The organism is Crassaminicella profunda (assembly GCF_019884785.1).
GTDB classification, from domain to species: Bacteria; Bacillota; Clostridia; order Peptostreptococcales; family Thermotaleaceae; genus Crassaminicella; species Crassaminicella profunda.
In genome coordinates this window covers 434,854-447,976 of the sequence record NZ_CP082326.1, presented here as the reverse complement: position 1 = coordinate 447,976, position 13,123 = coordinate 434,854, and the positions used below count along the sequence as shown (strand labels likewise).

Genomic DNA, 13,123 nt, shown 5'->3' with positions numbered 1-13,123 from the left:
GCAGCTACTCTGCCCTATTTGTTTTTTTCCTTTTCTTTTTCTTTTGATTCTTTTGCCCATCTTTTGAAAAGGCTTGAAGCTTTTTACTCACAAGATGATACACAGTTCCTTCTTCATAAGTACCATCTTTCTTTTTATCATCTGCCTTTTCGTCTGTTAATACTTCAATTCCTTCTTCTATTGTCTTTACAGCATAAATATGAAACATTTCATTTTCAACTGCTTGGATGACTTCATCCGCAAGCATTAGATTTTTCACATTTTGATGGGGAATCATTACTCCTTGTTTTCCTGTCAAACCCTTTAATTTACATACTTTAAAGAATCCTTCTATTTTTTCATTAACCCCACCAATAGGTTGAATTTGTCCTCTTTGATTAACGGAACCAGTTACTGCAATATATTGCTTTATAGGAACCTCTGATAGACTTGAAAGGAGTGCATAAAGCTCTGTACTAGATGCACTATCTCCATCTACGCCTGAGTATAATTGTTCAAATACAATACTGGCTGATAAAGACAATGGCCTTTCTTGAGCAAATTTTTGTCCAATATATCCATTTAAGATGAGTACGCCCTTATCATGAATACTTCCACTCTTTTTTACTTCCCTTTCTATATTAACAATACCACTCTTTCCTCTAAATGTAGCAACTGTAATTTTACTTGGTTTTCCAAAGCTATATTCCCCTGTTCCTGTAACAGCTAGTCCATTGATTTCTCCGATTTTTTCTCCTTCTACATCTAGTAAAAGACTTCCGTCCTCAAACATTTGGAGGATTTTTTCTTCATATTTATTGTTTCTATATTTCTTCTCACTGATGGCTTTTTCAATATGTTCAAGCTTGACAACATTTGAATCCATCATTTCTGCAAAACGATCTGCTTCATATAAAATTTCAACCACTTGGTTAAACCTAGAGCTAAGCTTGTTTTGATCATCTGCAAGCCTTGAACTATATTCAATCATTTTTCCCACAGCACTTCTATCAAAATGCATAAGGCCCTCTTTTTCACAATGGGTTGCAATAAATCTAGCCATTTTATAGATATTTTCATCATTTCGATCCATCTCAATGTCAAAATCAGCCATAATTTTAAATAATTTTTTAAAATCCTCATCATAGTAATAAAGCATAGAATAAGTATATGGATCTCCTATTAAGATCACCTTTATATCCATAGGTATGGGCTGGGGCTTTAATGTTGAGGTGACTACATATCCTACCTGCTTATCTAGCCCTTCAATATTGATTTTATTTGTTTTTAAAGCACGTTTTAATGCATTCCACGCAAATGGGTTTGTGAGTAAATCCTTAGCTTGTAGGATTAAATATCCTCCATTAGCTTGATGAAGGGCCCCTGGCTTTATTTGTGTAAAATCTGTTTTCATCACACCTAATTCATTTTTATACTCAATTCTACCAATCAAATTATAATAGCTTGGATTGGTTTCATTCACAATAGGTGCACCTGTTTTTTCACTATGATCAATAAAAAGATTTACTAGATATCTATCAAAGAAAGTTTCTGATGATCTTTGTAACATTGCAAAGGGATTCTTCATCTCTTCATTTTTTTCCCCTTTAAACTTACTGATGTGCTCAATAATATCTTCTTTTAGATTTTTTAAATATTCTATCACACATTGTCTCTCTTCAAATTTTTTCTTCACTTCATTCATATGAAAAGTGACTACATCTAAGGACATTTTTTCATCTAATGCTTTTACATTGTTTCTATATTCTTCTTCTAAGGTTCTGAGCTTATTAAATACATCAATGGTTTCTAAACTGAGTTCATTAGAATTTTTTCTTAATTCTTCTAGTTCTTCAGGATTTAAATTTTTATATTCTTCCTCACTCATGGCACGTCCATCTTTTAAAGGTATGCTAATTAATCCTTTTTCTGATTGATCAAAAATGAAACCATATTTTTTCCCCATTTCATTTAAGGCATCGATGATTTCTTGAGAATAATTTTGATATTGTTGTCTCAATACACTTTTTTGATTTTCATATTCTTTACTTGTAAAAACCTTAGGAATTTCCTTTCTAAGTAACTCAATCATGTTTGCTATATCTTTTTTTAAAATTTTTCCTGTACTACTCATTACATGTAAAACAATGGGACTATCTGGATTCTTAAAATTATGTACATAAAGCCAATCATCTGGTATTTCCTTGCTTTCTGCCTTTTTTTCTGTAATAGCCAAGGCATAACTATTCCTTCCCGTTCCACTTTGACCCGATACAAATATGTTATATCCCTTTTTCTTAATATCTAGTCCGAATTCTAATGCTTTTGCTGCTCGTCTTTGACCGATAATTCCTTGCAATGGATAAAGATCTACCGTTGAATTAAAATCAAAACAATTCATATCACATTTATTTTTTAGTTTTTCTATAGGTACTTCATATTTTTCAATCATTCATCAAACCTCCCTATCTTAGTTTATATTTATATATACCCACTTATGTATATAGATAAAATTTAGTTTTGTAATTTTTTGATTTTATAGATTGATTTTATGATGAATCCTTCTACAAAAATTTAAAAGGTTAGCATTTGGCTAACCTTTTTTAGAAATCTCTTAATTTACTTTTATATTCTCTTCCTGTATAATCTTGAACAATAATTTGTATTTTAGGATGATCTTCCAATTCACTGTATGTCATATTTTTAAATAAATCATTAAATTTAAATGTATTCTCATATTCCCACGTGTCTATATCCCCATGTCTATATTTTTTTTTAGCAATATCTGTTAGATTTATGGTTTTTATTACTTTCCCTTCATAATAAATATTTGCTTTTGCTCTTTTTATTTTAAGTGCTTCTAAACCACGGTAAAAATTTTCAATCCTTGCATAAACTTCTATTTCTGAATGACTCATACTTGGAAAATACGCCTCAAAATCCATTCGATCCATTAATTCATCATATAAATTGATATTCATCAGTTTTTCCGTTTTTTTGCTATTACTATTTTCTGCAACTACCTGAAATTGATAATTTTTATCGTAAAACAGATTTACTTCTCCTTTATAATTTAATCCATCCACAGGAATAGGTTCTAGCTTATTCCATTTTTCTACTTGTCTATTATTTTCTTCTCCATATAACACATACACTTTATCATTTTTCCCTAGTTCTCTAAATGTCCAATTGAAAGTAATCTTTGCTTGTTCAAATTTATTTTCTACATTGAAAAGATCATAATCTTTATCAACAATCCACATATGCTCTTTTCTAATATCTGCAAGGGTCTCTCTAATATTACTATCAATACTACCAAAGCTTCCATGTAAATGATTAATAGATGATTTTACGCTAGACAGGGTATTTTGAAGTTCTTGTAGCTTGTAACCTGTTCTAATATTTAAAACAAGCAAGACAGCAATTGCTATTGTCATTACCACTTCTTTTTTCTTCATTTTTTCTCTCCTTTTTTTTAATAAATCTATAGATGAACAGCATCAAAATCAAAAATATATTATAAGTTTATTTTATCTTCATTTATTAAAATCATAGAAAAGCAAATGCAAATTACTTCTATAAGTATAGCATAACGAGATGCCACATATTAACATTTTTTGGTTCCTATCTACATTTTCACTATTTATATAGTTCTTCAATGATCTAAACCCTATCATTCTACCAGTATTAAATTTATATTCCTTCATAAAGCTGCTATATTCTTAAATAAATGATTTAATGCTATTTTCAAAAAAATACTGCAAGTCTTAAATGACCTGCAGTACTTTTTTATTTAATTCCTGCTGCTATTTTTATATTTTTTTGATGTTCCCAGTCTATTTCTCCATCCTTATGTCTTGTACTATTTAAAAAGTGAAGATCCATATGTCCATCAAAATTATTGTTTGTTATATACTGAATACTATGAGGCGTAGTTGCTGCTGATGCTGCAATTTTTCTTCCATTATATTCAACAATCACAGGACGTCTTTCCCAGCTAAAAACGCCTCCCCAAACTTCTTTCATAATAGCTGTATCTATTTTTGTTAATGGCTCACAGTCTGCATGATTTGCTCCTATGGTTCTTTTCATTTTCCATCTCTTCCCTGTTGCAAAATCAATTAAAGTGAATTCTGCACCAATAGGAACAACATATTGAGCCCCTGTCCACCAATCCAAGTTTTCTCCATACTTAGCCCCAGGTGTAGCTTTTACAGGTACATGGTGAACAGGGATTTTAATCACATCTCCAATATTCAACCATTCCTTTTCGTTCATATTATTTGCTTTTAATATCTCTATCATAGGTACACCATATTCAATAGATAGCTTCCAAGGATCATCTCCTGATTTTACTGTATAATTCATATAAGTTACATAAGGTTCTTGATTATTCTGATTGATACTATCATTATTTGTTTCATCGCTACCTTTATTCATATTACTTTCTATATTACTACTATCGGTACCATTGCTAGAAGGTATTTTCACCTTGTCTCCAATATTTAGCCATGTATTTTCATCAGCTCCATTATATATTAGTAATTCTTTAAAATTCACTCCATATTTTTGACTAATGGTCCAATAAGTATCTCCTGATTGCACAGTATGAATGGTCTCTTTCACAGGAATAATCAAATTCTGTCCTGGATAGATGATTGTATTTTCATCCATATCATTCGCTTCCAATAAGGCCTTTGTACTTACCCCATGTTCATAAGCAATTTTCCAAAATGCATCACCACTCTGTACGGTATATGTTTGTCCATGAGTAATACCAATACTTCCTAAAAAAAGAGTTGTTCCTAAGGTACAAGAAATAAATATCTTTTTTAAATTCATCCTAGCGTTCCTCCTGTCAAGTTATGTTAACCTTCTCCAGTTTACATAATTCGACATAATCCTTTAAAATCATCTATGTAAATAATGGCAATGGCCTGTATCTAAGGATACAGGCCATTGCCAATTTATACTTTAATCGTTATATTTTACTTTTAATTCTATTTTGTCTGGTAAATCCGTTAAATCTGTCTTTACTACAACAAAGGGATATGTAATAACCTGGGTAACAATATCCCCTGGTTTTGGATCTTTAAAGGTCGTATAAACAACCACCTTTGTTTGATCATCTATCTTTACTTTCTCAATGCCATCTATTTGAATCGCATATCCACCAGTAGGCTTTTCTCCTCTTGTTGCAATAACAAATATTTCTCCATCTACTTTACACGCCAGTGCTCTTTCTAAACTTTTGTATCTTGGCAATATTTCTTGAATCTTTTGTGGGATTTGTTCCTCGCTTAATACTTCAAAAGGCACGCTATCATCATCCTTTACAAAATATTTAACAGCAAAAATCGCTGCTATAATGACCATCATCACAATAGCTACAATCAAAATTTTCTTCCAATTTAGCCTCTTAAGATTAAGTTTTCCTCTCACTAGACTCCCCCCTTTTTACCTCTATATATACTAAAGCTTATTCCAAAAGGGGTACAAATATTCTAAAGGAATTTGGATATATTATTTTTAAGATAACTTTTTTATGGTATTATTAAATTATTAGAATAATTCGTCAATTTAGAACAATTAAAAAGGAGTTGATTTTTTTGCTACTACACTTAAATGAAAAATTTGAAGAACACTTTTTTATTGGTCTATATCTTTTCTTTACAAATCTAATCATCATCGCGTTATTCCACTTCACAAACATTTCCATTTATAAAAATATACTGAGTTTTTCAAATATGTTATTTACCATGTTATGTGTCTTTTTTACTTATAAAGATCTTAAAGAATTAATAGATGTATCTTCTAATCTTTCTCATTTAAACAAACTCTTAGATTTAACTATTCTCTTTCTATTTATTACCTGTTTTTTTAATAGCATTTTATTATTTCACAACCAGTATTCATTAATCAAAAATATTTCATTTGTATTTTCTTGTATGGCTCCATTGTATTTATTCTTTGTGTTTTTATCATTTCATCTATTTTTTCGTTATCGAAATTTACATATTACCTCTCTCAATATTTATTTTTCTAGCCTTGTTATTTATGCTTTATTTTCTGCCATGTTCTTGATTCCCTCTATAGCAAATTTGTTTTTTTCTATTTCTTATCTTTCTTTAAGCTTTGTATTTTCAGATTTCTTCAACTAAAAAAACACATAAAAATAAGGCAATGAAATCTTTCATTACCTTATTTCTACTTAAGCTTTCATAGGAACAGTTTCTATAACAATCTTATTATTTTTTTCTTGAACCCAATCCATAACTTTTTCAATGGATTTTGTATCCACAATAATTTTTCTACCTAAATATTGTTGTACACAATGTAGGATAGTTTTATCCCCTATTTGTTCAATTTTTAAATGGGTCATATTTTTAAAATAGATGACCTGTTCATGTTTCATCCAAAAACATGTTGTATCCATTTTGATTCCTTCTGAAATAATATTTACTTCTTTTTTATATGTAGAAAGATAAATAAGCAAACTTCCACTAATTATTCCAAAACATTCTTTTGCTAATACATTGACAATAATCAAGACTCCTCCAAATAATATTAACATTATTTTAACCCAAATACTTGTTTTTTTACCTGAATAAGTTTTTATTTTCATCATATCCTCACCTATTCAATCATTTATATTTTAAGCAGATACATTTTGATCTTTTTTTCTAAATATACCAAATCCAATATAAGCAAATATAATTGCTACAATAGGATTGATTAAATTCATGAAAGCAAATGGTAAATAGGAAAAAGTAGCAACTCCTAAAGTTGCTGATTGATAAGCACCACATCCATTCCATGGAAACATAGGAGACCAAAGAGTTCCACCATCTTCTAATGTGCGAGATAAAAACCTTCTTTCTAATCCCATCTTATCATAAACGGGTGCAAACATTCTTCCTGGCACTAAAATAGATAAATATTGGTCTGTCAATACAAAATCTGATACAATTCCAGTAATAATCGTAGCTACTACTAATCCTCCTACGGTTTTGATTCTTACAATAATTTTTTCCATGATTACTTCTGCAAAACGTGCTTTTTCTAAAATTCCTCCAAAGGCTAATGCAAATATAATCAAAGATATAGTCCACATCATGGAATCAACTCCACCACGAGTTAATAATTTATCTACAATAGCTACTCCTGTATCACTAGTATATCCATAATGAAAAGCAGAAAGGACATCTCCAATTCCCTTACCTTGAAAAATCATAGCCCAAATACCACCAACAATGGCTCCACCTAATAAAGAAGGAATAGCTGGAATTCTTTTTACAGCTGAGATAATAACGATAATAGGAGGTACTAAGATCCAAGGAGTAATATGAAATTGAGATAAAATAGTTTCTTGAATTAATTGAACTCTAGATGTATCAAAATCTCCTCCTCCAAATTTTAATCCAATAATCCCATAGATAATAAGTGCAATAATAAAACTAGGAATCGTTGTATACATCATAGCACCTACATGATCATAAAGATTCGTCTCTGCAGTAGCAGCTGCAACATTGGTACTATCTGAAAGAGGTGATAACTTATCTCCAAAATAGGCACCAGAGATAACCATACCAGCAGCTAATGCAGGATTTACACCTAAGCCTGCTGCAATTCCCATTAAGGCAATCCCAATAGTCCCTGATGAAGTCCAAGCACTACCAGTTGCTAGAGAAACAATAGCACAAAGAATAGCTCCTGTTACAAGAAAAATACTTGGAGAAATCAAGGCTAATCCATAGTATACCATTCCTGGAACAATTCCACCTAAAACCCAAGTCCCAATGAGCATACCTACAATCATTACAATGATTAATGCTTCAACAGCTCTAAAAATACTCTCAATCATTCCACTTCGAATATCATTCCAATCACATCCAACTTTTTTTGCCATAATAGCTGCAATTAAACATGCCATAACAATAGGTATATGAGGTTCTAACCCCCACTTCAATATGGTAACTACAATAATGATGGTCATTGACAATACAGGAACTAATGCTTCCCAAAACAATGGTTTTCGTTGCTGACTCATTTCTTTTTCCTCCTTTATTAAAAATAATTTCATATTATAACATATAAGTTATAATATATCTTATATGTTATAATATATCTTATATGTTATAATATATCGTATATGTTATATGTTGTCAATGATAAATACTTTGAAAAAATCTTTACTGAATTGAATAAAATAGTATAATTTGTTACAATTTGACTAGGGATTGCTAAATTTCAAAGGAGAATAAATCAATGAAACCACGTCGAAAGCCATCTTTACTAGAAGCATTCATACCCGTTTTAGGATTAGGACTTTTTTTAGTATTAGCATTATATGCATTTAACTTAGAACCTCATATTCCATTGGTTTTTGGATGTGTTATTGCTGCAATGATGGCACTTAGGCTAGGATATGATTGGACTGATATTCGATTAAGCATTTTACAAAGTGTCTATAGGGCTGTAGAATCCATTGTTATTATTCATATTGTAGGTATGCTCATTGGAACCTGGATTTCTTCAGGGACTATTCCTGCCATGGTTTATTATGGTTTGGATTTGATTGAACCTAAAATATTTTTAGTTACTGGTTGTATCATTTGTGCTATTGTTTCCTTTGCTACAGGAAGTTCATGGACTTCTTCTGGAACAGTAGGAGTTGCACTAATGGGCATTGCTTCTGGATTAAATATCAATCCAGCCTTGGCTGCAGGAATGGTCATCTCTGGTGCCTATTTTGGAGACAAATTATCCCCATTTTCTGATAGTTCAAACGTTGCGGCTGCCACTGCTGAAACCAACTTATATTCTCATGTTGGCTCTATGGTCTATACGACTTTGCCAAGCTTTTGTATATCACTCATGATCTATGCCATTGTTGGACTTCAATCTGTTTATGGAGAATTTGATTCAACTAGAGTAGAATTAATTCAAAATGCACTAATAAATCAATTTAATATTAAACCGATTGTCATGATTCCTGCTATTTTTATCTTTCTAGCAGCTATAAAAAAAATACACCCTATCCCTTCCCTATTTTTTGGTGCTCTTTTAGGAGGAATTTGGTCTATTATTTTTCAAAATCGTTCTTTAGAGGACGTTTTTTTAGTACTGCATTTTGGCTATCAATCTCATACAGGTATAAAAGTTGTTGACACGCTTTTAACCCGTGGAGGTTTTCATTCTATGATGTGGACTATTTCTTTGATTATATTTGCTTTAGCTTTTGGTGGTATTATGGAAAAAGCAAAATTAACAGAAGTATTATTAGAAGGGATTATTAGAAAGGTAAAAAGTATACCTGGTTTAATTGGAACAACCATTTTTACCAGTATCTTAAGTGATTTTATTTTAACAGATCAATATCTTTCTATTATTGTTCCTGGTAGAGCTTACGCCTTTTTATATGACCAAATGCACTTAGATAGAAGAGTTTTATCTCGAACATTAGAAGATGGAGCTACTTTATGGTCTCCACTCTGTCCTTGGAATGGATGTGGCGCATATCAGGCAGCAACTTTAGGGGTAGCAACCTTTTCCTACTTACCCTTTGCCTTTTTTAATTTAATTAATCCATTTCTTGCAATTTTTATGGCCTATATAGGATGGGGACTTTTTTATAATAAAAATATATTAGAAGAGGTAATAGAAAAGGAAGGATTAGATTTATAATAAATTATTCCGTAATAAACTTAATATCTAATTTCATATTCAAAGCATTGGCTACTTTCACTAAAAAATCTACAGATGGATTCATCCTTCCTGATTCTAATCGAGATATGGCCGATTGTTTTGTCCCAATAATCTCTGCTAATTCCTTTTGAGTAAGATTTCTTTCCTTTCTGTATCGAACGATTTCTCTTACTAACTTATAATTTAATTCATTATCATAAAGCTCACTTTTGCATCCTTGATCTTTTACTAACTCTTCTCTATACTCTCTCCACTTCATCCTAAAGAATCCTCCTTTCTTTGCTCATATTCAAGAGTCCGATTTAATGCAACCTCCAATTCCTCTTTTATATTCGTCTCTCGAACATTTCTAAATCCATGAAGAAAAATGAAATCCTTATCTTTTTTATTTAAAAAAATAAAATATAAATCTTTTTTCCCATAGGGAATCTTTAACTGCCATAGATTATGTTTTTTTCCAATTTTTTGTATATATGGACATCCTAATTTTATTCCATATTCTTCTAATAAATCAAAATAACGAATTATTTCTGCTTTTTCTCCTGATGTAAGATTCTCAATAAAGTCAATCACAGGATATTCATTGTATTCATTATAAAAAATAATTGTTCCATTCATAATTCTATTATATATTAATACAAACAATTATACTAGTCAAATCAACCCCTCCCTAATAAAAATGCTGAGAGATGTAACATCTCTCAGCATCATTTTTCAAATGAATCCTACCACTATTTCATTTTAATAACTGATTTAACAGCCTTTACAATATCCTTCGCCGTTAACTCATATTTTTCCATCAATTCCTTTGGCTTTCCAGATTCACCAAAAGTATCTTGCGTTCCGATTCTTTTCATTGGCACTGGTTTATTTTCTACTAGTACCTCAGCTACAGCTGATCCAAGTCCACCAATAACATTATGCTCTTCTGCTGTAACAATGGCACCTGTCTCATTAGCAGCTTTTACGATAATTTCTATATCGATAGGCTTGATTGTATGCATATCGATGACTCTTGCTTCAATTCCTTCATTTGATAGAAGTTCTCTTGCCTCTAGAGCCTCTGCAACTAAAATTCCTGTTGCAATAATGGTAGCATCTTTACCTTCTTTTACTTCTATTCCTTTTCCGATTTCGAATGTCATATCTTCATCATAAATTACAGGAACTGCGGCTCTACCAAATCTTGCATAGGCAGGTCCATCATATTCTGCCATAGCAAATACCGCTTTTTCTGCTGATACAGCATCTGCTGGATTTAGTACTACCATATTCGGGATAGCTCTCATAACAGCTAAATCCTCTAAGGCTTGATGAGAAGCTCCATCTTCCCCTACAGTAATACCTGCATGAGTTGCACATACCTTTACATTTAGCTTTGAATAACATACAGAGTTTCTGATGATTTCAAAAGCTCTTCCTGTAGCAAACATAGCAAAAGTACTTGCAAATGGGATTTTTCCACATGTTGAAAATCCTGCTGCTGTTCCCATTAAGTTTTGTTCTGCTATTCCCATATTGAAAAATCTATTTGGAAATTCCTTTTGAAACATTGCTGTCTTTGTTGATTTTGATAAATCTGCATCTAATACAACCACATTTTCATTTACTTTTCCTAAAGCTGCTAGTGCCTTTCCATAGGCTTCTCTTGTAGCAATTTTTTGACTCATTAATTGGCACCTCCTAATTCCTTTAATGCTTTTTCTGCTTCTTCATCCTTAGGTGCGCTACCATGCCAACCCACTTGATTTTCCATAAATGAAACGCCTTTTCCTTTAATCGTCTTTGCGATAATCATAGTCGGTTGATCTTTTATTTCCTCTGCCTCATCAAGAGCTTTTATAATTTCTTCAAAATTATGTCCATCTATTTCTAATACATGCCATCCAAAACTTTCCCATTTGTCCTTTATAGGATTAATGGTCATAACTTCATCATTTAATCCATCTATTTGCATACCATTATAATCAAGTATTGCAGTTAATTGACCTAGCTTGTAGTGACTAGCAGCCATTGCAGCCTCCCAAACAAGACCTTCTTGTACTTCACCATCTCCAAGTAATGCATAAACGCGAGTGTCTTTTCCATCAAGCTTAGAAGACAATGTCATACCAATACTGCATGAAAATCCTTGTCCTAAAGAACCTGTAGACATTTCAACCCCTGGTACTCTTTTCATATCAGGATGACCTTGTAGCATAGCACCCATATGTCTTAATTTTAATAGCTCTTCTTTAGGAAAAAATCCTTTTTCTGCTAAGGTTGCATAAAGAACAGGTGCTGCATGTCCCTTTGATAGTACAAATCTATCTCTTTCTTCCCATTTAGGATTTTTAGGATCTACTTTCATCTTATAAAAATATAATGTAGTTAAAATATCTGCAGCAGATAATGACCCTCCTGGATGACCAGATCCAGCTGCATGTACTGCTTTAATAATTCCTTTTCGAATCTCTGTGGCATTTTTCTTTAACATTTCATAATCTACTTTTGCCAACCTGAAACCCTCCTTATGTATAATTATTTTTTAAAACCTTCTCCTAATACTTCATGAATAGTAGTCACCATCATAAAAGCATTTTGATCAATCCCATTCACGATGTTTTTGAGCTTTGTCACTTGTGACCTATCCACAATACAAAGAATCACATCTTTATCCTTTCCTGTATACATACCTCTTCCTTGAAGAATTGTAGCACCCCTATCAAGATCCTTCATTATAGCTTGTCCTATTTTTTCTGAATCATTAGAAATAATAAAGAATGCTTTTGCATAATTTAATCCCTCAATGATAAAATCTGCAATTTTTACGATTATATACAGAGCCATAACAGAATAAAGAGCTGTTTCTAGCTTTCCATTTACAATACCTGCACTAATAACAATGGTTAAATCAATGCACATCATGAGTTTAGGTATACTCAGGCTTGGTATATATTTATTTAAAATTGCTCCAGCCAGATCTGTCCCACCTGTGGTTCCTCCAGCTTTAAATACAAATCCTATACCCACACCAACCATTACACCACCATATAGGCTGGCTAATAGTAAGTCATTTGTGCCCACCATATTATCCCCTAAAACAGTTATGATTACCCTTATAAAAAGGGATAACATAAGCGTTCCATAAGCAGTCTTAAATCCAAATTTTTTACCTAAAACCATCAACCCTATAATAAACAACGGGGTATTGATTACTAGGTTGGTTATATCAATGGGGATTCCTATTACTTTTTTTATAACAATAGCTAGTCCTGTTACCCCCCCTGGTGCAATCATATTGGGTCCTAAGAAAAATACTATTGCAAAAGCTATAATAAGGGTTCCTATTGTAATCAACAAATAATCAAAGAAGATTGAAGATTTTAATCTCTCTGCCATATTTTCACCCCAATTATTATATCATAGTAAAATATTTAATCAATTTTCTTTTTAT

The 13,123-nt window shown here is 31.7% G+C and carries 12 protein-coding genes; 1 reads left to right on the top strand and 11 read right to left on the bottom strand.

Annotation, left to right across the window (positions count from 1 at the left end; genetic code table 11):
• Positions 1-4: 4 nt before the first annotated feature.
• From K7H06_RS01860 to nhaC (K7H06_RS01835), 6 genes are all read right to left on the bottom strand, one after another.
• On the bottom strand, positions 5-2,431 hold the full coding sequence (locus tag K7H06_RS01860; RefSeq protein WP_223038290.1) for a Lon protease family protein: 2,427 nt from the start codon (positions 2,429-2,431) through the stop codon (positions 5-7).
• A gap of 151 nt (positions 2,432-2,582) precedes the next feature.
• On the bottom strand, positions 2,583-3,437 hold the full coding sequence (locus tag K7H06_RS01855) for a hypothetical protein (RefSeq protein ID WP_223038289.1): 855 nt from the start codon (positions 3,435-3,437) through the stop codon (positions 2,583-2,585).
• 331 nt (positions 3,438-3,768) lie between these two features.
• Positions 3,769-4,821: a LysM peptidoglycan-binding domain-containing protein gene (locus K7H06_RS01850; protein WP_223038288.1), complete on the bottom strand. Its 1,053-nt coding sequence runs from the start codon at positions 4,819-4,821 to the stop codon at positions 3,769-3,771.
• Between the two features lie 132 nt (positions 4,822-4,953).
• Positions 4,954-5,421, bottom strand: a complete 468-nt coding sequence (locus K7H06_RS01845; RefSeq protein WP_246637608.1) for a protease complex subunit PrcB family protein — start codon at positions 5,419-5,421, stop codon at positions 4,954-4,956.
• 769 nt (positions 5,422-6,190) lie between these two features.
• On the bottom strand, positions 6,191-6,604 hold the full coding sequence (locus K7H06_RS01840) for a hypothetical protein (RefSeq protein ID WP_223038287.1): 414 nt from the start codon (positions 6,602-6,604) through the stop codon (positions 6,191-6,193).
• A 30-nt stretch (positions 6,605-6,634) separates the two neighbouring features.
• Positions 6,635-8,029 (bottom strand): Na+/H+ antiporter NhaC, encoded by a 1,395-nt coding sequence (gene nhaC / locus K7H06_RS01835; protein ID WP_223038286.1) that lies wholly within the window; start codon positions 8,027-8,029, stop codon positions 6,635-6,637.
• 218 nt (positions 8,030-8,247) lie between these two features.
• Between nhaC (K7H06_RS01835) and nhaC (K7H06_RS01830) the strand changes: the two genes are divergently transcribed.
• Entirely contained in the window at positions 8,248-9,666 is a 1,419-nt protein-coding gene (nhaC, locus tag K7H06_RS01830; RefSeq protein WP_223038285.1) for a Na+/H+ antiporter NhaC, read from the top strand.
• Between the two features lie 4 nt (positions 9,667-9,670).
• Here nhaC (K7H06_RS01830) and K7H06_RS01825 read toward each other — a convergent pair whose 3' ends face one another.
• The 5 genes from K7H06_RS01825 to K7H06_RS01805 all read right to left on the bottom strand — a co-directional run bounded on the left by K7H06_RS01825 (position 9,671) and on the right by K7H06_RS01805 (position 13,068).
• On the bottom strand, positions 9,671-9,946 hold the full coding sequence (locus K7H06_RS01825) for a helix-turn-helix domain-containing protein (protein ID WP_223038284.1): 276 nt from the start codon (positions 9,944-9,946) through the stop codon (positions 9,671-9,673).
• Positions 9,943-10,332, bottom strand: a complete 390-nt coding sequence (locus K7H06_RS01820) for a type II toxin-antitoxin system RelE/ParE family toxin (protein ID WP_223038283.1) — start codon at positions 10,330-10,332, stop codon at positions 9,943-9,945. Before K7H06_RS01820 ends, K7H06_RS01825 begins: the two co-directional genes overlap by 4 nt.
• Before the next feature lie 86 nt (positions 10,333-10,418).
• Complete coding sequence (locus K7H06_RS01815; RefSeq protein WP_223038282.1) at positions 10,419-11,357, bottom strand: transketolase family protein; 939 nt, start codon at positions 11,355-11,357, stop codon at positions 10,419-10,421.
• Entirely contained in the window at positions 11,357-12,163 is an 807-nt protein-coding gene (locus K7H06_RS01810) for a transketolase (protein ID WP_223039903.1), read from the bottom strand. The genes K7H06_RS01815 and K7H06_RS01810 overlap by 1 nt, the downstream gene beginning before the upstream one ends.
• Before the next feature lie 44 nt (positions 12,164-12,207).
• Complete coding sequence (locus K7H06_RS01805; protein ID WP_223038281.1) at positions 12,208-13,068, bottom strand: YitT family protein; 861 nt, start codon at positions 13,066-13,068, stop codon at positions 12,208-12,210.
• Positions 13,069-13,123: the final 55 nt, after the last annotated feature.